We start from the raw sequence: 17,349 nt of genomic DNA on the forward strand, positions 1-17,349 counted from the left end.
TAATATCACAACTTTAACTGGAGAGTAATAAATTAAGTGATTTGAATTAACTCTCCTTCAATAACTCCAATTCTTTTATTCAATACTTCTTTTTGGTTATTTAAAACCCCTAAATGTACTTCTAATATTGTTTTTATATCTATTTCATTATCATATAACATACCTGTATTTTTTTGATTTCTTTTAAACTCATATTCAAATTACTTAAACATTTGATGAATTTTATCATTTCAATATCATCTTTACTATAGAGCCTTTTATTATTAGTGTCTCTTTCTATAAATTTTAATATCTCCTTTTTTTCATAAAATCTTAATTTACTTTTACTTATATCACATATGCTTGCTACTTGATCAATATAAATTTTTTCCAATGTAAGCACATCCCTTCTCTTAAACTAAGGTTTAACTGGTATCTTATTATATAACCACGCAAGAGGAGGAAAAACAATTAAAAAGATTTGATTTTTATAGTTCAAAAGAAATCATTTTATTTAAGCAAGTCAGTTTAAACACTAATTAAAAAACATTAAAACGGAGGATTATTATGCAAAATGAACAAATTGTATTAAACGAAAGACCAGAAGGATTACCTAAAGATGACACTTTTAAATACGAAGCAATCCAAACAGCGGAACCTAGTACGGGTGAAGTACAATTAAAATCTATTTATATTTCTGTGGATCCTTATATGCGTGGAAGAATGAATGATTCAAAAAGTTACGTTAAACCTTACGGAATCGACAAACCAATTGATGGGCATGTTTTAGCGAAAGTTATAAAATCCGAAGTAGAATACTTGGAAGAAGGAGATTATGTTACGGGTGTCTTACCTTGGCAAAGAATAATCACTACTGATGCTAATCAAGTGACTAAAATACCTTCCACAGAAGTTCCTCTACATTTATACTTAAGTATTTTAGGAATGCCAGGTATGACAGCATATACTGGTTTGTTGGAAATAGGTAAACCAAAAGAAGGAGAAACAGTTGTTGTATCTGCTGCTTCAGGCGCTGTGGGGTCTGTAGTAGGACAAATTGCTAAAATAAAAGGTGCAAAAGTAGTTGGCATTGCCGGTGGAAAAGAAAAAACACAATATTTAACAGACACATTAGGCTTTGATGCGGCTGTTGATTATAAAGGTGATGATTTTGAAGCACAACTTGCCGCATCTGTACCAAATGGTATTGATGTATATTACGAAAACGTCGGTGGAAAATTATCAGATGAAGTTTTCAAACATTTAAATACATTTGCACGTGTACCTGTTTGTGGTGCAATCTCAACTTACAATAATACGCAAACTGAAATGGGACCAAGAATTCAGGAAACACTAGTTAAAAGCCAAGCCCTAATGCAAGGTTTTGTAGTAGGACAGTTTGCAGAGCATTTTAAAGAAGCAAGCGAACAACTTGCCAAATGGGTAGCTGAAGATAAAATAAAATCACAAGTAACAATCGATGAAGGTTTTGATCAATTGCCTAATGCATTTAGAAAACTATTTTCTGGTGAAAACTTCGGTAAACAAGTGGTTAAAATATCAGAAGAATAACTTGAGATATCATCTAATATGAAAGTATATGAGATAAAAAACACAATTAGCTTATAATAAAAATCTCACTCATCAAATAAGATGAGTGAGATTTTTTATTATAAAGTTTTTGGTGAACTGTTTGCTTAAACTGTTTCGTAATCTTTTTTACCAAAGCATGTTACAAGTAATAACATAATTATTGATAGTGGTAACCCAATTAAGATTGGATGTAGACCAAACGGATGACCTAGTATTTGCCATATTACTGCTGAGCCAAGTCCACTCCACATTGCGATGTTACCCGCAAGTTTGGTAGGTTTTTGCCAAAACAGACCGAAAATCACTGGCGCAAGCAATCCTGAAACTGTCATCGCAGTGCCTGTTACCATCAGATTTACTAATTCTGGAATCATAAGTGCTAATACTAAAGAAATAACAGCTACGATTAATACTGAAAGTTTACTATATAATAGCATTTTATGTTGATTATGACTTTTCACATTTGGTTTTATAATATCATTTGCTATAGATGAAGACCCTGCAATAAAGAAGGAATCCGCGCTAGATATTACCGCCGCTAATAAGACGATAATCATTATGAGTACTAATGGAAATGGGAACACTTCTTGTATGACATTATAATAAACTAATGGGGTTTCTGCTATGTCCAAATTCAAACCAAACTTAGCATAGACACCTATAAACACTGTCATTGCGCCTAACGCTACTGCAATAATCATAGAAATACCATAACCATTTCTTGCAGTCTTCAAATCTTTAGCAGCCCAAATACGTTGCCACACATCTTGTCTGATAAATTGATAGAACGCTAATGTTAGCAGATAAATTAAGATTTCATTCGGTGTGATGTTAAGGTAATTTAACATATCGCTTTGATTTTGACTGCTTGCATTGGCTTGAATATCACTCCAACTACCTGAGTAATAGATAACCACAAAGAATAACACAATAACGCCGATTGTAAGTATTGTTCCTTGAACAACGTCTTGCCAAACGACAGCTTTTAAGCCGCCTAGGTAAGTTTTTATAGTCAGTAAGATACATCCTATAATAATACCCGCTGTCATATTTAACCCTATTGTTAAATTCAAAATAGAAGCAATCGCGACAAATTGCATACCTGTCATCGCACAATAAGCAAATAAGAAACTGATAACAGTAGGAATACGTGCTGATTCGCCATAACGAAGCGCAGTATAATCACCGATTGTCACCATATTATGCTTTTCACCTAATAATCTAATACGTTTTAATAAAAAGAATGCAAGTACAATAACAGCAACCATCATAGTTATATGAATCCACTGTTGTCCCATACCTAATGTATAGCCATTTTCCATATAACCTAACAGTGTCGCGCCGCCTACGCCTGTACTCACAAATGTTAAAATCAGTGGCCATAGTGTTACCGTTCTGCTTGCCATATTATAGTCATCATAAGTTTTAATTTTTCGTTGTATGTATACAGACATTAGTAATAGAAAAATAAAATAAATAATGATCGTAAATCCTAAAATTAATTGTTCGCTACTATTAAACACTACATTATCCCCTCGTAAATATATTTTTCACAATGCCTTTAGTTTATCGTGACTCCTTACATGAATCAAACTAAATTTTTAGTTTTTGTTGACGTCATTAGACTTCCTTAAACAGTTGAATATAAAACGTTATTCCCTGATCAGAATTTTCAGCTAGTACGGAGTTAATGTAAACCATTCATTTATTTTAGTTTACATTCATATAGAAATAGCTTTATTATAAAAAGGAGAAACTATTAAAGCCTAATGAAATGAGGAGAATTAATATGAAATTAGCTGAAAACATTTTACAAGGGGAAACATTAACTAAAGATACGTTGCTAAAAATTTATGAAGATCCTAACGTAGACACATTAGATTTATTAAACGAAGCTTATATATTAAGAAAACACTATTACGGCAAAAAAGTTAAATTAAACATGATTTTAAACGCAAAAAGTGGCATTTGTCCTGAAGATTGTGGTTATTGTGGTCAATCTAGGGATATGAAGCAAAAACAGCGGTATAGTTTAGTACCAGAAGAACAAATTGTTAGTGGTGCCAAAGTAGCGCATGAAAACAATATAGGCACTTATTGTATTGTTATGAGCGGCAGAGGGCCAAGTAATAAAGAAATTGACCATATAAGTAGAACTGTAGAAGAAATAAAATCAAATCATCCTCAGTTGAAAGTATGTGCGTGTCTTGGGTTAACCAATGAGGAACAAGCTAAAAAACTCAAAGCAGCTGGTGTTGATAGATATAACCATAATATAAATACGAGCGAAAACTATCACGAAGCAGTTGTAACCACACATACTTATAAGGATAGAACCAATACTTTAGAAATTATGAAAGCAAACAATATTTCACCATGTTCTGGTGTCATTTGTGGTATGGGGGAATCAAATCAAGATATTATTGATATGGCGTTTGCCTTAAAAGAAATCGATGCCGATAGTATTCCTATTAATTTTTTACATCCCATTCAAGGCACAAAGTTCGGGGAAATGGATAAATTGACTCCTATAAAATGCTTAAGACTTATCGCCTTATTTAGACTCGTTAATCCATCTAAAGAAATTAGAATTGTCGGCGGTAGAGAGGTTAATTTACGGTCACTACAACCTTTAGCTTTGAAAGCTGCAAATTCAATATTTGTAGGAGACTATTTAATTACTGGAGGACAGCCTAATCAACTAGACTATAAAATGATTCAAGATTTAGGTTTTGAAATTGACTTTGGATACAATGAATTGAAAGGAAATTGAATGTTCCATTAATCAAATAATTTATCAATTTTGTAGTGAGAAAAGAAGGAGTAAGTTTTATTTTCTTGAAAAGATGGGCTTGGGGCTGAAATCAAAAATATGAAATTTGATTTCAACCCCAATCTATAACTTTAAAATTCTTTAATATATTAACCTCAAATCTGTACGTTAAACTAGATCATGCTACTTCTTAACCAATCAGTTCAATAAATTTTTACAAAACCTCTAATCAAGACAAAGGTAACACTATATAAAAGAAACCAAAATACTATAACAAAATAATCGTTTTCTCAATTGTTTAAATTTACATTAATATGGTATTATTTTTATGTAATAAAATATGTATAAAAATTAAGGAGGCTAATATGGAAGAATATTTACTGTTATTAGGAGCTGATCAATTCCTTAGAGAACGATCATATGCGGGCGGGAAATCAATAGGAGATTTTCAGATATGGACAGCAATAAAAGATTCGAAGTATAAGTACAATGCTTATTTTGATTTTTGTATTGATGCAGACCCCTTAAGTTATGAGGATATAAAAAATGAAATCGACTATTATAAAACGCAAGGCTATGAACCAAGATCTATAGTTCCTTTAAATGATTGGACACTTAAAGTAGCTAATAAATTAAATAAAGACTACGGGCTGCCTTACCTTGATGATGAAGTCGTAGAAGCATGTAGAAATAAATACCTAATGAAGGGATTGTTTGAAAAAGCTGATATCCCTACTCCAAAGTCGGAACTTTTCGAAACTATTGAACAATTGAAAGAATTGATACAAACATTTGAATTTCCCGTTATTATAAAACCTGTAGATTTTGGTGGTAGTGGCGGCGTTTACTTAGCTCATAATGAAGCAGAATGTAAGGAAGCTTACATGAAATCTCAAAAAGTTATGGTCGCTTATGCTGATTCTTTCAAAGTTTCTAAAAATACATTTTTAATTGAAGCATTTATAGATAGTAACGAAGAAGTATCTGTTGAACAATTAAAAGCGAAGGGATAAATGCTTTAATGCTAGTGTTTATAAGGGTTTCGATGGTTCTCTATTTAAAAAAGGGCAGAAAAAGGGCAGATTTTAAAAAGAAACGTTATTTAATTTTGAAACTATGTCCTTTTTGGTGGTAGAAGTTACGTGTGTATAAATACGTAAAGTTGTTCTTTCATCAACATGTCCTACTCTTTCCATAATTGCTTTCAAAGGTAAGCCTAATTCAGTTAGTAACGATATGTGCGTGTGTCTGAAAGTATGCGTAGTCAATTGTCTATTAGAATTCGAGCCGAAAACTTTATTATTAACTTCTTTTAATAATCTTGTATGGGTATTATTATGAAGCGGATTACCAATCCCGTTAGCAAAAATAAAACCTCTATCTTTAAATTTTGAATTCCATTGGGCAGATTTACGATTTTCTAGCAACATAAGTTTTAATATTTTCACACTTCGATTATCAAGATCTATCTTTCTATATGAGCCTTCAGTTTTCACTGTTTCCTTCACACCAAATCCATTTTTACTTTGAATCCATTGTATTGAGCCGTTTATACTAAGTGTTTTATTCTCCATATCAAAGTCTTCAACCCGCAACGCTTGAACTTCACCAATCCTCAATCCAGTTAAAGCTTGCAGTTCAACTTCATACCTTACCACTATATTATTTCTTTTTACTTCTGGCCTATTCTCTTGACTAATAATTTTATCTAATGCGTCAATAACCTGCTTTAATTCGTGTCTTTCTAAATAGTTGTATTTCTTTCTTTCGTAATGTTCTCTTGTTATATTCTTTTTAGGTATTACAATATCATTTAAAAATTCAATATTATCGAGATTATAATTTTTGTTTGCGAACAGTAGGGAAGATTTGATAACAAAAAATACTTTTTTACTGTATGACACAGACAAGTTATAATCATTTACTAATCTTATTAACATATCTTGTATTAACTTTCTGTCAATATTTCTTGCGAGAGTATCTTCTGATATTTCTTTATTTGCTCTATTTATAAAATGTTGTAATTTGATATGAGAAGTTTGTTTAGTTCCCGAAGTATTTTTATAGAAATTCAACCATTCATCCATTAATTCTTTTAATGTAATATCTTTTCTTGTTTTATCTGGTATGGTTTCTTTTAATAATTTTTGTATTTTATCGTCTAATTGAAACATAGCCTCTTTTTGAGAAGCTTTAGTATTTTTATTCATTACAATACTCACTCTACGCCATTTATCTGTGTATGGGTCTTTATACTTCTCGTAAAAGCGATATTTATTTTTACCTTCTTTATCTTTGAATTGTTCACTCCACATAAGCCATTCCTCCTAAAAAATAAAAATATATGTTTAACATAAAAATACTGTGGTATAAAATTAGAACGCTAATAGTTTTTTCATTCGAAAAATCTTTCCAAGCACCCCAAAGGGTGCTTTTTTATTATGCTAAAAATAAAGCTACGGTAAAACTCACTAAAAGTATTGGCATAACAATTAGCAACTCTTTATTATTTTCTTCCATTATTTTCACATCCTTAAAAAAGATAAAAATATATACCCATAGAAAAAAACTATGAAAAAGTGATAAATCTATAGGTATATGTTATAATTAAATAAAAAGTAGGTGAGAAGTTGTATTTTATTATCCCAATATTATTATCAGGAGCACCAGGTTTTGTAACATATGTTATTTTAGATAAACTAAATTTAATAAATTTTACTAATCAGCAAAATTTTGAAAAGTCAATGACTGTTACAACTTTTACTGTTATAAATGCATTTTTTACTATACTTACTTTAGAAGTAATGAATAACTATAAAGTTATATCAACTATTATTGTTTCAGTTTTGGTGATGCTAATTTTAACTTCTATAATTTACCCGATAATATTTAAATTGCTTAACAAAAACTTTAATACATCGAAGTCAGACCTTAACACATTAATAAGGATAATGGACCAACGACCCGAAAATCTTGAGCATACTTTATGTTATATTTTTGATTATGATAATAATTTAATAGCTAGTGGTAATTTGGACATTGTGGAACTACAGTCTAGTAACTTATCTATTGTATATGATAGAAATTATTATGATTACCAATCTGTTTTAAAGCTTTATGATCAAACAAAAAATCTAAATAAAGATATCTATATTGATTTTGTTAATAAAATCAAAATTTATCTTATTCATTATTAATTTTAGGTGGGGGCGGAGGGTTGTCTGTTTTTGTTTCATATTTTTTTGTATTACTACGTTTTGCACCTTTATTTTTTACATAATCTTCATAAGAATTATTATTTTTCTCATCACTCATTCATTTCACCTCCTTTCAACGTCTAACTTAGTTAGGCGTTTTTTTATAAAAAAATATAGAGTATTAGGGAAATAACCAAATATTATTATGTAATTAATATAGCTAAAATTATAACTAAGAAGCACATAGTTAAAGCTATTTTATCCTTGGTTTTGATAGCTATCTTCCTTTTCTTCATTTGAAAGATTTTTGTTACCAGTGTTAATGTGTACGTATCCAAATTCTTCATCATTAATAATCATATATCTTCCTCCTTAAAATTTAATTTATTCAAATTCTATCTCATATAACGACTCGTTTATTTGGTCGTACATTTCGTATTTCTCTAAATGGTCAAACCAGACAAAATCAGGCTTTTTCTCGTGTTCTTCTACAATAGATTTCACTTTTTCATAAATACTTGTTATTAAATCTTTGTACATGTCATTCGCAGCTCTTTCTATTTTTGCTTCTGACCACGTTTTTTTGGTTGTCTTCTTTTATCCTTTTCTAATTGATGATTAATAGCTCTATCATAAAAGCTATCTAACGCCGGTAATCTTCCTTCTATGTGTTCCTGAAAAGCTTTAATATCCATCGTTTTCCTCCTTATTTTGTTCATCTATTTTTCTAAAAAAATCAATAAATGTTTCCGCCATTTTTTCTACTTTTTCATCTGATGATTTATTTATATATTTTGGAGAAATATTTATATAGATATCTTCATTATTTAGTTTATTCAGAGCCTCTTTTTTTCTATAACTTAAATTCATAGTTAACTCCTTTGAAAATTACTTATCTATTTTTTTGTAAACCCAATAAATAACTAATGGTAAGATTGCAACAGCATAAGAAGTATAAGTAATAACAGTATCTATAATACGACCTCCTTTTAGAACCTATGTTCTGTTTAGTTTTAAAAATATATAGGGCAGTAAGGACTGCCCATTGAGTTATTCTTCTACGCCATTTTCATCATATTTAGTAACATTTCCATCATCATCTACAATATATGAACCAGCAAGGTCACCATCTTTAGTATAAAAAGCAAATCCCCAATTTCCATTTTCTCTTTGTTCTGGTTCTTTATATGTGTAGGTACCAGTGTCTAACGTTTCACCTTCGTATGTTTCTACGAAATCCATTACGTTATCTCTTGTAACTGTGTCAGTATCGTCTTCATAATCAGCATCTTGGTTAGATTGATTGTTTTCTATATTATCGATAGCATATTTAGCTTCTTCTTGAGTGTATTTTTCACCGGCATCAGAAGTCAATTGTTTAAATAATTGACTGTTAGACATAGGCATAATATCTTGATAATTTTTAGCGCTTTTTAATGCATTTTCTTTATAATCAGCGTCTAAGTTATCAATTGCATATTGTGCTCGCTTCTTCTGGATATTGATCACCGAGCACTAGATGTTAGTTGTTCGTACAATCCAGCTTTTGACATAGGCATAGCACGTTGATAGTTTTTAGCGCTGTTTAACGCATTTTTATATTCTCTACTAATATTATTATCTTTTTTGTATTCATTCGATGAATCAGAATTTGATTCACTGTTGTTATCAGTATCTTCTTTATTTAATTCCTCTTTTTTATCGTCATTAGATTGATTGTTTTCTTCTTTCTTCTTATCATTTTTTGACGATGGATTAGTATCTTTCTTATCCTCTGATTTACTTTCTTCCTGCCCACATGCTCCCAAAAATAAGAAACTGACTAATAATAAAAATAATACTTTCTTCATAATAAAATCACTCCTAATAATTAATTATGTTATAAAAACACATTAATATTAGTTTACAAAAACTATATTATCTTTTGTAGTATGTATAACAAAATATTTTTAACATTTTACACAATTCCATAGTTAATATACATTTTATTGAAATTGTCGTTTAACTATTTAATCTAAATGTACTTTCTATTCCGAACAACTTATTTAATTGCACACGTGTACAAAGACACGTGCATTAATTCGTATAGTATTTTTTATTAATTTTGTATATCTATGGTTAAAAAATTAGAGGATAACCCTACCCGCAAATTTAACATCAGAATCCCCGTAAAAATTCATATCTCCATATTTAGGATTTAGAGAAACTAAACGAATATGATCTTGATATATAAATACTTTTTTAACGTATGCTTCGCCGTCTACAACGAATACACCTAATTGTCCACTGTTAATGGTTGTATTTTCTTCTACAAATATAATTTCTTTGTGTTCAAAAAGTGGTTCCATAGAATCACCATTAACTTGTAAAGCAAAATCATGAGGGGGTACAACGCCCGCAGGGTAGTTAACTGTGAATTCTATATCATCTACTAAAGTTTCACCGGTGCCTGCTGATACGTAACCATTTACAGTTACTTCTTCAGTCTTAGAATCTTTATATGATTGTAGGTAAATAATATTCTCACCTTGTTGCCGCACTGAGTAATGATGTTCCGCATATGCTAAAACGCGTTTTTGTCTTTTTTCTTCTAGTTTACTCGAGACTTCATTTATTTGAGTTATAATATTTTCATTCGAAACTTCACTCATATTTTCTTTTAACAAATCTATAGGTGTAACATTGAAAACACTTGCTATTTCTGGTAGTTTTTCTAATTTCGGGCTTCTAACACCTGTTCTCCATCTTGTAATTGTGGTTCTATTGACATCAACAAGTCCGCCAAGCTTTGTATCATCTATATCATGTTTATTCATTAAATAAGAAAGATTATTCGAAAAAGCACTCATTCATTAATACCTCCTGTTTTTAATTACTTTATACTTCAATAGTATATAAAAAGTTCCAAAAATGCAAATAAAAATTCAAATAATGGAAAAAAATAAAAATATGCTTTTGATACTTGCAATTTAGGAACTGTATGTGTATAGTATTAATCAGGAGGTGTTCCAAAAATGCACAAAGATTTGTACAGTTTCCGAAAAGGAGCTAAAAAAACGCAAGAGTACATGGGGGAATTAATCGGAGTTACCGGTCAGCAATATGGAAAAAGAGAACGAGGAGAAATGTCTATAGATTTAGATGAGGCGCTAACCTTTTCGAAAGATTTGGAAGTGCCAATACACATTTTATTTCCAGAATATTTTTTTGAACAAAAAGTTCCAAAAATGCACAATTAATATTAGGAGGGTTTAAAATGCAAGACTTATTAACAATAAATATAGAAAACAATTCAGAACTTGGACCAGTAGTTTCAAGTAGAACAGTAGCAGAAGAACTAAGAAGAGAACATAAAAATGTGAAACGAGATTTAGAACAAATTTTAATAGGCTCAGATTTGAGCACATTAATAGTTCCTGGTCAGTACAAAGATTCAAGAGGTAGAACACAAAATGAATACCTTTTAACTAAAGACGGTTTCACTTTATATATGTTCAACATACAAGGTCATAACGATTTTAAAATGGCTTATATTAATAAATTTAATGAGATGGAAGAAAAACTTAAACAACAATATCAAGTACCTCAAACACCAATGCAAGCACTTGAAATGATGTTCAGCGTGCAAAAAGAACAAGAGCAATTCAACAAACGCATCGAAACGGAAGTTACAGGCATTCGCAATATTGTTGGTATTGAAACTAAGAATTGGAGAAACGATACTAAAAAAATTTTAGGTGCAATTGCTCAACACTTAGGTGGAGGAGATAAACATAAATCAATTCGTACAGAAGCATACAAATTATTAGAAGAAAAAGGGCGTTGTAAGTTAGATCAACGTTTAAATAACCGTAGAGCAAAAATGTTATCTAAAGGCGCCACTAAATCACAAATAAACAAATTATCTAAATTAGATGTCATTAATGACGAGCCAAGACTAATTGAAATTTATATTTCAGTAATTAAGAACATGGCAATCAAATACGGCGTAGATATTAGCCAATTCGAAATATAGGAGGAAACGGAATGAATATTCAAGAAGCAATTAAGATAGCTATGGAAAAAGGCAGAACGATTCATCGCACAAGTGAGTTTGATAAAACAGGGGACACAGGAGAAAATTTAGAAATTATACCTACAAATATTTACGGTTATGTGGTTGTAAAGCCGAAAAATTTAGTCCTCTACAAAGGGTGGATACCAAATGCAGAGGACTTAATAGCAGATGATTGGGAAGTTGTAGGTCTAAATCCATCATCTCTCGACGATGTTATTCGTCCAATGAATTAACAATAGTGTCAATATCGTCGAAACCGCCATTAAATTTTTGATTCAAACTGTCAATAGCATGATCAGTCAATGAGAACTCAGGGAAACCATCAGAAGTATCTTTAGGAGTATGTAAAAAACCTTCCTCAGAAAGATTTTTCAAAGCAACATGAAACTGAATGGGGTTTAAATTTAAGTTCAGTTCTTTTAAAACCTTATATTCTTCATTGAAATGGCGTGCTGAATCTTCGTCGAGATTGTTTTCTGAACGCTTTAAATAATCACGATATAAATAAAGTAAAACTTTTCCTGAATTATTAACAGACATATTAGTACACCCCCTTTGCACACGGATGACTTAATTGTACCAAATATTATTGTACGACCGAATAGTAAATTTTAAAAGGAGAGATAGACAATGCCCAAAATAATTACACCACCTAATCCGAATAACACGGTAATAGGTGAAGAAAAGTTTGTTAAGCAATTGTATGCGAAAGCGACACATATTCACACTATGTTTGGTGTAAGCCGCTCTACTGTTTACAAGTGGCTGAGAGAATATGACAAAGACAATCTAGGTATTGAGCGTTTATATATTGATTACTCAGCTAATATGACATTGATTAATATAGCTAAGCTTGAAGACTATTTACATGAACGAAGTAAAAAATGGATGTGAGGAGGTGAGTTTATGAACGGTACATTATCAGTTTTAACATCAGTATTCATAATGTTGCTTTCAATGGGATTGACGAGTGATTTCATTCATTTAATAGTTATCTACTTTGCAACATTCTTTATAGCATACTGTTGGTTTTGGCCTGAATTTTTCAAGGCAATAAAAAAGACTGAAAGCAACGGCAATTGCTAACAGTCAAATTTAAAATACTTGTGTATATAGACAACACAAGTATACCACCAATATTAGGAGGTAGACAAGATGTATTACGAAATAGGTACAACTAAAAGCAAAGTAATTAAACTATTAGGGTTTGAATTCAAAATTAATTTGTTCAAAAAAGAAGACAATATAGAGGTAGTTTTAGCAAGTAAAAACAATGAAATTATAGATAGCATTCAAATATACGATGAATACACTGGAATAGCTACAGCGCAAGAGATATTAGAACAATCTGCATTCACATGGATAGAACAGAATACAGACGAATCAGACAGAATAATGAATCGAGTGATGCAGTGGTGAATCATACAAAGGAAACAATTGCATATCTGGTTAAGGAAAAGGACTCAAAGCATCGTTATATAACCAACAAGCCAAATAATCCAGATGACGCAACTTATAACATCCAAAGACGAAATGCACGACGCTTAACGGGATTAGAAGAAATAAATATAGATTGGGAAGAACATCTCATTGAAAAAGAAGTAGTCACAACTACAACAAGTTATACGACGTATAGCATTGAAGAATTGCGGGAGGTAAAAGATGACTGAACAAACGCTATTTGAACAATTAAACGCATTAAATGTAAGTGATCATGTAGAACAAAAGAATGGATTTAACTATCTAGCATGGACACATGCACATGAGCAATTAAAAAAGATTGACCCTAATTATAAAATCATTACTCATGAATTTCCACACCCTGACATACCTAATGAACAAGTATTTGTACCATATTTATCTACACCAGAAGGCTATTTCGTACAAGTATCAATCAAATTAAAAGATATTACTGAAACTGAATGGTTACCAGTGTTGGATTTTAAAAACAAAGCATTGTCTAAAGGTCAAGCTACTACATTTGATATCAATAAAGCACAGAAAAGATGTTTTGTTAAATGTGTTGCTATGCATGGTTTAGGTCTCTATATATACAACGGAGAAGAAATGCCGAATGCTAGCGACAATGAAGTGACAGAATTACGAGAAAAAATAAACGAGTTCGTACGTATATCACAAGAAAAGGGCAGAGACGCAACTTTAGAAAAAACGATGCGTTGGTTGAACATTCAAAGCATGAATAAACTTTCACAAAAAGATATCGCAAATGCGCACGCAAAATTAGATAGCGGTTTAAAACAACTTGATAAGGATGATGAAAATGATAAATAGAGTCGTATTAGTAGGACGTTTAACGAAAGACCCAGAATTTAGAACAACACCATCTGGTGTAAATATTGCAAACTTCACCTTAGCTGTTAATAGAACATTTACAAATGCACAAGGTGAACGAGAAGCAGACTTTATCAATGTAGTTGTTTTCCGTAAACAAGCAGAAAATGTAAACAATTATTTATTCAAAGGTTATTTAGTCGGTGTTGATGGTCGTATACAATCACGTAGCTATGAGAATAAAGAAGGACAACGTGTATTTGTTACTGAAGTTGTCGCAGATAGCGTTCAATTCTTGGAACCTAAAAACAACGGACAGGCAAACAACGTTTCTAAGGGACAACAGACAGGCACAAATAACCAACGTTCAAGCAATGATAACCCATTCGCTAATAACAATGGACCTATTGATATTCAATCGGATGATTTGCCTTTTTAGGACGTGATTAAGTGGCAATAATTAAAAGTTACATCCAACAAGATGACGGCACAATAAATGCTGTCATCGAGGGTGTAGAACTAACGAATAAAGATTTCCTACTACTTGATAATGGATTAGAAGTTGAATGTGATGTAGATGTGATTGATCCATACAAGATAACTGGTAAGCAACGTCGAAAAGTATTCGCGATGATAAGAGATATATTCGACCATTACGGGCAACCGATGGATTACTTAAGATATATGTTTCAAAAGCAATTAGAGTTTTTACATGGCTATGAACCGATGTCGTTAAGTAATTGTAGTAGAAGGCAAGCAAGTGAATTAATCGAACTCATATTAGATTTTATATTCCAATATGACATACCTATGAGAAAGCAAACGAGTGACCTCATGAGTAATGATAAATACTTTCTATACAAATCTACCATTAATCGAACTTGTGTTATATGTGGCGCTGTAAATGCTGATTTAGCACATTCTCAAACAGTAGGTAGTGGACGAAATAGAAATAAGATAAATCATACAAATAATAAAATATTAGCCTTATGCAGAAAGCATCATACAGAACAACATCAAATAGGAATGGACACATTTAATAATAAATACCACTTACAAGATAGTTGGGTAGATGTAGATGAAAAATTGAATAAGATGTTGAGAGGTGAGAAGTAAATGAGCGATAGCATAAAAAGTTCAATTAGTGGTTACGGATTAGTATTCAAACGAGTGATGAAAGATACTAATTTGAACATTGAAGCCAAAGCATTATACAGTTACTTATCTGCTTATGCAGGAGCTGACGAGAGCGCTTTCCCAAGTGTAAAACTAATTTGTCATGAACTGAGTATAAGTGAAAAAAGGTTGCAGAAATATAGAAAACAATTAGTAGACTACGGTTACTTAAAAATTGAAAGAACTAAAAGTAATAATATCTATGGGAAAAATCTATACACAATTAACCATGAACCTCGACCAGTACATTTTGGAGGGGTCGAAAATGGAGGCATCCAAATTGGAAGCGTCGAAACTCGACCGGTCGAAAACGTAGGTACTACAAATAACAATCCTACAATTAACAGTATTACAAATAACAATGAGACAAGTAACAGTAGTAGTGCACAGCCATCGCCGTTTGATTTCTATCAGGAAAATGGATTTGGAATGCTTAAACCATATGTAGCAGAACAAATCAGTGATTGGATAGACGACTTTAAAGACAACGGTAATGAAATTGTTATTGAAGCAATGAAAGAGGCTGTTAACAATAATGTAACTAATTGGAGCTATGTGAATTCTATATTAAATGCGTGGGACAACGATGGCGTAAAAACTACAGAAGATATACAAGCAAGAAACAAAAAGCGTTCAAATAAAAATAATGGGTTGCAAGGGCAGGACATGTTAGATGCTATGCAAGACCCTAGTTATTGGGATTAGGAGTGATTACATGCAGTCGATGGCGAGCTTATCAAGAAACTTTAAACCTAAAAGTAATATCGTTGAACAAAAATTAGATTTGTATTGTGACGAATGTAAACGTAAGTATGATTATTACAAATTTGAGAATGGTCAAGAATTTAAACATGGTTGTGACTGCTCAATGATAAGAGCAGCTGAAGCAACAGTAAGAGAAAAGAAACAAAAGCACATCAATTATTTATTTAGTCAATCTAACGTTAATAAGTCACTTCAAGAAGCGACAGTAAACAACTACCAACCACAAAATGAATCGCAGGATAATGCGAAACAAACAGCTATTGAATATGTAAAAACATTTTCAGTAGATAATCCCAAGTCGCTTATCTTACAAGGATCATACGGTACTGGTAAATCACATTTAGCATATGCGATAGCGAAAGCAGTTAAAGCACAAGGTTATACCGTTGCCTTCATGCACATTCCTAAGTTAATGGATAGAATCAAAGCTACTTATAACAAAGATGCAGTAGAAACAACAGATGAATTAGTAAAACTACTAAGCGAATTAGATTTATTAGTATTAGATGATATGGGTGTAGAAAACACTGAACATACATTAAACAAACTATTTAGCATTGTAGATAACCGTAGTGGAATGAATAACATTTTTACTACCAACTATAGCGATAAAGAATTAAAACAGAATCAAAATTGGCAACGTATTAATTCAAGAATGAAGATGAACGCAAGAAAAACAAAAGTCTTAGGTGAAGACTACAGGGAGAGAGACGCATGGTAAAAACAATTCAATATGTAAAAGACTTTTTAGACGCTCCAAACTTAAGTGATATGTACGCACAGAAGTTCATAGATGGGGCACATGGAGACGAAACGATGTTAGATGAACTTTTATTCGCAGAAAAAGCAAAACGCGCTACAACAGACGCTATTCGTGAGGTGTACTAAATGGGATTGAGTACAGAATATAGATTAAAACAAAGCAACAGTAATATAACTATCGATGTTATCCCACTAGATAATAATAGAAATCGTGTATTTGGATTGCATAATCATTTCGGCATAAATGAATACATTATTAGTGATGAGAGATTAGAAGAAATCAAACGCACACACAGATTAGAACGTGCAGATCAAACAAGCATATTTGATTACATGTAGGAGTGAACAGCGTGAGCAAATATAATGCGAAGAAAGTTGAATATAAAGGTATCGTGTTCGACAGCAAAGTTGAATGTAGATACTACCAACATTTAGAACAACAAAAAGAACAAGGGTTAATAGATTATATCGAACTGCAACCTAGATATGAGTTAATTCCTAAGAATGGTAAACAACGTAAAACAGAATATGTCGCTGATTTTGCATTGTGGCATAAAGGAAAACTGGTGGAAGTCATAGACGTTAAAGGTATGCCAACAGATGTTGCTAGATATAAAGCGAAACATTTTAGATATAAATACCCAGACATTCCATTGATGTGGGTATGTGAAGCACCTAAATATACAGGTCAAACTTGGATAACATATGAAGAATTGAAAAAGGCAAGAAGTGAACGCAAGAAAGCTAAGAGGTGA

The 17,349-nt window shown here is 31.6% G+C and carries 28 protein-coding genes and 3 pseudogenes; 19 read left to right on the forward strand and 12 right to left on the reverse strand.

Annotation, left to right across the window (positions count from 1 at the left end; genetic code table 11):
* Nucleotides 1-32 precede the first annotated feature (32 nt).
* Nucleotides 33-373: pseudogene (locus ABLV95_RS12360) on the reverse strand (MerR family transcriptional regulator).
* A 173-nt stretch (nucleotides 374-546) separates the two neighbouring features.
* On the opposite strand from ABLV95_RS12360, the gene ABLV95_RS12365 reads away from it, so the two are divergent.
* Nucleotides 547-1,551 carry an NADP-dependent oxidoreductase gene (locus ABLV95_RS12365; protein WP_069832396.1) on the forward strand — a complete coding sequence of 335 codons (1,005 nt, stop codon included), beginning with the start codon at nucleotides 547-549 and terminating at the stop codon, nucleotides 1,549-1,551.
* Between the two features lie 125 nt (nucleotides 1,552-1,676).
* On the opposite strand, the gene ABLV95_RS12370 is transcribed toward ABLV95_RS12365, so the two are convergent.
* Nucleotides 1,677-3,095 carry a sodium:solute symporter family protein gene (locus ABLV95_RS12370; RefSeq protein WP_427705765.1) on the reverse strand — a complete coding sequence of 473 codons (1,419 nt, stop codon included), beginning with the start codon at nucleotides 3,093-3,095 and terminating at the stop codon, nucleotides 1,677-1,679.
* 266 nt (nucleotides 3,096-3,361) lie between these two features.
* Between ABLV95_RS12370 and bioB the strand changes: the two genes are divergently transcribed.
* Both bioB and ABLV95_RS12380 read left to right on the forward strand, forming a co-directional pair.
* Nucleotides 3,362-4,345, forward strand: a complete 984-nt coding sequence (bioB, locus tag ABLV95_RS12375) for a biotin synthase BioB (protein WP_460875846.1) — start codon at nucleotides 3,362-3,364, stop codon at nucleotides 4,343-4,345.
* A 365-nt stretch (nucleotides 4,346-4,710) separates the two neighbouring features.
* Complete coding sequence (locus ABLV95_RS12380; RefSeq protein ID WP_460875848.1) at nucleotides 4,711-5,358, forward strand: ATP-grasp domain-containing protein; 648 nt, start codon at nucleotides 4,711-4,713, stop codon at nucleotides 5,356-5,358.
* A gap of 72 nt (nucleotides 5,359-5,430) precedes the next feature.
* Here the strand turns inward: ABLV95_RS12380 and ABLV95_RS12385 are convergent, their stop codons facing one another.
* A complete protein-coding gene (locus tag ABLV95_RS12385; protein WP_460875850.1) occupies nucleotides 5,431-6,660 on the reverse strand; it encodes a tyrosine-type recombinase/integrase in 1,230 nt (409 codons plus the stop codon).
* 315 nt (nucleotides 6,661-6,975) lie between these two features.
* Here ABLV95_RS12385 and ABLV95_RS12390 point away from each other — a divergent pair, with 315 nt between their 5' ends.
* Nucleotides 6,976-7,542 (forward strand): hypothetical protein, encoded by a 567-nt coding sequence (locus ABLV95_RS12390; RefSeq protein ID WP_318832833.1) that lies wholly within the window; start codon nucleotides 6,976-6,978, stop codon nucleotides 7,540-7,542.
* Here the strand turns inward: ABLV95_RS12390 and ABLV95_RS12395 are convergent.
* The 8 genes and pseudogenes from ABLV95_RS12395 to ABLV95_RS12430 form a co-directional block, all read right to left on the reverse strand.
* Nucleotides 7,529-7,660 carry a hypothetical protein gene (locus ABLV95_RS12395; RefSeq protein ID WP_275128976.1) on the reverse strand — a complete coding sequence of 44 codons (132 nt, stop codon included), beginning with the start codon at nucleotides 7,658-7,660 and terminating at the stop codon, nucleotides 7,529-7,531. The two genes, ABLV95_RS12390 and ABLV95_RS12395, sit on opposite strands and share 14 nt — an antisense overlap.
* Before the next feature lie 266 nt (nucleotides 7,661-7,926).
* On the reverse strand, nucleotides 7,927-8,082 hold the full coding sequence (locus tag ABLV95_RS12400) for a hypothetical protein (protein WP_241961589.1): 156 nt from the start codon (nucleotides 8,080-8,082) through the stop codon (nucleotides 7,927-7,929).
* Nucleotides 8,083-8,099: 17 nt separating this feature from the next.
* Complete coding sequence (locus ABLV95_RS12405; protein WP_241961590.1) at nucleotides 8,100-8,237, reverse strand: hypothetical protein; 138 nt, start codon at nucleotides 8,235-8,237, stop codon at nucleotides 8,100-8,102.
* A complete protein-coding gene (locus tag ABLV95_RS12410) occupies nucleotides 8,227-8,412 on the reverse strand; it encodes a hypothetical protein (protein WP_107558553.1) in 186 nt (61 codons plus the stop codon). Before ABLV95_RS12410 ends, ABLV95_RS12405 begins: the two co-directional genes overlap by 11 nt.
* A gap of 180 nt (nucleotides 8,413-8,592) precedes the next feature.
* Nucleotides 8,593-8,835: pseudogene (locus tag ABLV95_RS12415) on the reverse strand (hypothetical protein); the annotation flags it as partial.
* Nucleotides 8,836-8,853: 18 nt separating this feature from the next.
* Nucleotides 8,854-8,949 (reverse strand): annotated as a pseudogene (locus ABLV95_RS12420) (Ltp family lipoprotein); the annotation flags it as partial.
* A gap of 98 nt (nucleotides 8,950-9,047) precedes the next feature.
* On the reverse strand, nucleotides 9,048-9,392 hold the full coding sequence (locus tag ABLV95_RS12425) for an Ltp family lipoprotein (RefSeq protein ID WP_460875854.1): 345 nt from the start codon (nucleotides 9,390-9,392) through the stop codon (nucleotides 9,048-9,050).
* A 276-nt stretch (nucleotides 9,393-9,668) separates the two neighbouring features.
* A complete protein-coding gene (locus tag ABLV95_RS12430; RefSeq protein ID WP_460875856.1) occupies nucleotides 9,669-10,391 on the reverse strand; it encodes a helix-turn-helix domain-containing protein in 723 nt (240 codons plus the stop codon).
* 165 nt (nucleotides 10,392-10,556) lie between these two features.
* Between ABLV95_RS12430 and ABLV95_RS12435 the strand changes: the two genes are divergently transcribed.
* From ABLV95_RS12435 to ABLV95_RS12445, 3 genes are read left to right on the forward strand one after another with little or no spacing between them, the layout of a single operon-like run.
* Nucleotides 10,557-10,781 carry a helix-turn-helix transcriptional regulator gene (locus ABLV95_RS12435; protein WP_107558556.1) on the forward strand — a complete coding sequence of 75 codons (225 nt, stop codon included), beginning with the start codon at nucleotides 10,557-10,559 and terminating at the stop codon, nucleotides 10,779-10,781.
* Nucleotides 10,782-10,798: 17 nt separating this feature from the next.
* On the forward strand, nucleotides 10,799-11,557 hold the full coding sequence (locus ABLV95_RS12440; RefSeq protein WP_107558557.1) for a Rha family transcriptional regulator: 759 nt from the start codon (nucleotides 10,799-10,801) through the stop codon (nucleotides 11,555-11,557).
* 11 nt (nucleotides 11,558-11,568) lie between these two features.
* Entirely contained in the window at nucleotides 11,569-11,832 is a 264-nt protein-coding gene (locus tag ABLV95_RS12445) for a Thoeris anti-defense Tad2 family protein (protein WP_107558558.1), read from the forward strand.
* On the opposite strand, the gene ABLV95_RS12450 is transcribed toward ABLV95_RS12445, so the two are convergent.
* The gene (locus ABLV95_RS12450) at nucleotides 11,813-12,139 is read right to left on the reverse strand and encodes a hypothetical protein (protein WP_107558559.1); all 327 of its coding nucleotides are present in this window, start codon (nucleotides 12,137-12,139) and stop codon (nucleotides 11,813-11,815) included. The genes ABLV95_RS12445 and ABLV95_RS12450 overlap by 20 nt on opposite strands.
* Nucleotides 12,140-12,229: 90 nt before the next feature.
* On the opposite strand from ABLV95_RS12450, the gene ABLV95_RS12455 reads away from it, so the two are divergent.
* The 12 genes from ABLV95_RS12455 to ABLV95_RS12510 all read left to right on the forward strand — a co-directional run bounded on the left by ABLV95_RS12455 (nucleotide 12,230) and on the right by ABLV95_RS12510 (nucleotide 17,349).
* On the forward strand, nucleotides 12,230-12,493 hold the full coding sequence (locus ABLV95_RS12455; protein ID WP_107558560.1) for a helix-turn-helix domain-containing protein: 264 nt from the start codon (nucleotides 12,230-12,232) through the stop codon (nucleotides 12,491-12,493).
* A 12-nt stretch (nucleotides 12,494-12,505) separates the two neighbouring features.
* The gene (locus tag ABLV95_RS12460; RefSeq protein WP_107558561.1) at nucleotides 12,506-12,685 is read left to right on the forward strand and encodes a hypothetical protein; all 180 of its coding nucleotides are present in this window, start codon (nucleotides 12,506-12,508) and stop codon (nucleotides 12,683-12,685) included.
* Nucleotides 12,686-12,754: 69 nt separating this feature from the next.
* Nucleotides 12,755-13,018: a DUF1108 family protein gene (locus ABLV95_RS12465; RefSeq protein ID WP_460875860.1), complete on the forward strand. Its 264-nt coding sequence runs from the start codon at nucleotides 12,755-12,757 to the stop codon at nucleotides 13,016-13,018.
* A complete protein-coding gene (locus ABLV95_RS12470) occupies nucleotides 13,012-13,269 on the forward strand; it encodes a DUF2483 family protein (protein WP_460875862.1) in 258 nt (85 codons plus the stop codon). The genes ABLV95_RS12465 and ABLV95_RS12470 overlap by 7 nt, the downstream gene beginning before the upstream one ends.
* Entirely contained in the window at nucleotides 13,262-13,891 is a 630-nt protein-coding gene (locus ABLV95_RS12475; protein ID WP_460875864.1) for a DUF1071 domain-containing protein, read from the forward strand. The genes ABLV95_RS12470 and ABLV95_RS12475 overlap by 8 nt, the downstream gene beginning before the upstream one ends.
* Entirely contained in the window at nucleotides 13,881-14,330 is a 450-nt protein-coding gene (ssb, locus tag ABLV95_RS12480; protein WP_460875866.1) for a single-stranded DNA-binding protein, read from the forward strand. The genes ABLV95_RS12475 and ssb overlap by 11 nt, the downstream gene beginning before the upstream one ends.
* A gap of 11 nt (nucleotides 14,331-14,341) precedes the next feature.
* Nucleotides 14,342-15,007 carry a putative HNHc nuclease gene (locus tag ABLV95_RS12485; protein WP_107558566.1) on the forward strand — a complete coding sequence of 222 codons (666 nt, stop codon included), beginning with the start codon at nucleotides 14,342-14,344 and terminating at the stop codon, nucleotides 15,005-15,007.
* Nucleotides 15,008-15,772, forward strand: a complete 765-nt coding sequence (locus ABLV95_RS12490) for a DnaD domain protein (protein ID WP_107558567.1) — start codon at nucleotides 15,008-15,010, stop codon at nucleotides 15,770-15,772.
* Between the two features lie 10 nt (nucleotides 15,773-15,782).
* Nucleotides 15,783-16,553, forward strand: a complete 771-nt coding sequence (locus ABLV95_RS12495) for an ATP-binding protein (protein ID WP_107558568.1) — start codon at nucleotides 15,783-15,785, stop codon at nucleotides 16,551-16,553.
* Nucleotides 16,547-16,720: a hypothetical protein gene (locus tag ABLV95_RS12500; protein WP_199186522.1), complete on the forward strand. Its 174-nt coding sequence runs from the start codon at nucleotides 16,547-16,549 to the stop codon at nucleotides 16,718-16,720. Before ABLV95_RS12495 ends, ABLV95_RS12500 begins: the two co-directional genes overlap by 7 nt.
* Nucleotides 16,721-16,933 carry a hypothetical protein gene (locus ABLV95_RS12505; protein ID WP_460875869.1) on the forward strand — a complete coding sequence of 71 codons (213 nt, stop codon included), beginning with the start codon at nucleotides 16,721-16,723 and terminating at the stop codon, nucleotides 16,931-16,933. It begins immediately after the preceding gene.
* 11 nt (nucleotides 16,934-16,944) lie between these two features.
* Complete coding sequence (locus ABLV95_RS12510; RefSeq protein WP_107558569.1) at nucleotides 16,945-17,349, forward strand: DUF1064 domain-containing protein; 405 nt, start codon at nucleotides 16,945-16,947, stop codon at nucleotides 17,347-17,349.

This window comes from Staphylococcus sp. Mo2-1, assembly GCF_046721385.1.
Taxonomy (GTDB): Bacteria; Bacillota; Bacilli; order Staphylococcales; family Staphylococcaceae; genus Staphylococcus; species Staphylococcus equorum_A.

Bases quoted from the DNA above. Each gene is read 5' to 3' on its own strand.
- ABLV95_RS12365 (WP_069832396.1), top strand. From the start codon at position 547: ATGCAAAATGAACAAATTGTATTAAACGAAAGACCAGAAGGATTACCT.
- bioB (WP_460875846.1), top strand. From the start codon at position 3,362: ATGAAATTAGCTGAAAACATTTTACAAGGGGAAACATTAACTAAAGAT.
- ABLV95_RS12380 (WP_460875848.1), top strand. From the start codon at position 4,711: ATGGAAGAATATTTACTGTTATTAGGAGCTGATCAATTCCTTAGAGAA.
- ABLV95_RS12385 (WP_460875850.1), bottom strand. From the start codon at position 6,660: ATGTGGAGTGAACAATTCAAAGATAAAGAAGGTAAAAATAAATATCGC.
- ABLV95_RS12395 (WP_275128976.1), bottom strand. From the start codon at position 7,660: ATGAGTGATGAGAAAAATAATAATTCTTATGAAGATTATGTAAAAAAT.
- ABLV95_RS12400 (WP_241961589.1), bottom strand. From the start codon at position 8,082: ATGTACAAAGATTTAATAACAAGTATTTATGAAAAAGTGAAATCTATT.
- ABLV95_RS12405 (WP_241961590.1), bottom strand. From the start codon at position 8,237: ATGGATATTAAAGCTTTTCAGGAACACATAGAAGGAAGATTACCGGCG.
- ABLV95_RS12410 (WP_107558553.1), bottom strand. From the start codon at position 8,412: ATGAATTTAAGTTATAGAAAAAAAGAGGCTCTGAATAAACTAAATAAT.
- ABLV95_RS12425 (WP_460875854.1), bottom strand. From the start codon at position 9,392: ATGAAGAAAGTATTATTTTTATTATTAGTCAGTTTCTTATTTTTGGGA.
- ABLV95_RS12430 (WP_460875856.1), bottom strand. From the start codon at position 10,391: ATGAGTGCTTTTTCGAATAATCTTTCTTATTTAATGAATAAACATGAT.
- ABLV95_RS12435 (WP_107558556.1), top strand. From the start codon at position 10,557: ATGCACAAAGATTTGTACAGTTTCCGAAAAGGAGCTAAAAAAACGCAA.
- ABLV95_RS12440 (WP_107558557.1), top strand. From the start codon at position 10,799: ATGCAAGACTTATTAACAATAAATATAGAAAACAATTCAGAACTTGGA.
- ABLV95_RS12445 (WP_107558558.1), top strand. From the start codon at position 11,569: ATGAATATTCAAGAAGCAATTAAGATAGCTATGGAAAAAGGCAGAACG.
- ABLV95_RS12450 (WP_107558559.1), bottom strand. From the start codon at position 12,139: ATGTCTGTTAATAATTCAGGAAAAGTTTTACTTTATTTATATCGTGAT.
- ABLV95_RS12455 (WP_107558560.1), top strand. From the start codon at position 12,230: ATGCCCAAAATAATTACACCACCTAATCCGAATAACACGGTAATAGGT.
- ABLV95_RS12460 (WP_107558561.1), top strand. From the start codon at position 12,506: ATGAACGGTACATTATCAGTTTTAACATCAGTATTCATAATGTTGCTT.
- ABLV95_RS12465 (WP_460875860.1), top strand. From the start codon at position 12,755: ATGTATTACGAAATAGGTACAACTAAAAGCAAAGTAATTAAACTATTA.
- ABLV95_RS12475 (WP_460875864.1), top strand. From the start codon at position 13,262: ATGACTGAACAAACGCTATTTGAACAATTAAACGCATTAAATGTAAGT.
- ssb (WP_460875866.1), top strand. From the start codon at position 13,881: ATGATAAATAGAGTCGTATTAGTAGGACGTTTAACGAAAGACCCAGAA.
- ABLV95_RS12490 (WP_107558567.1), top strand. From the start codon at position 15,008: ATGAGCGATAGCATAAAAAGTTCAATTAGTGGTTACGGATTAGTATTC.
- ABLV95_RS12495 (WP_107558568.1), top strand. From the start codon at position 15,783: ATGCAGTCGATGGCGAGCTTATCAAGAAACTTTAAACCTAAAAGTAAT.
- ABLV95_RS12500 (WP_199186522.1), top strand. From the start codon at position 16,547: ATGGTAAAAACAATTCAATATGTAAAAGACTTTTTAGACGCTCCAAAC.
- ABLV95_RS12505 (WP_460875869.1), top strand. From the start codon at position 16,721: ATGGGATTGAGTACAGAATATAGATTAAAACAAAGCAACAGTAATATA.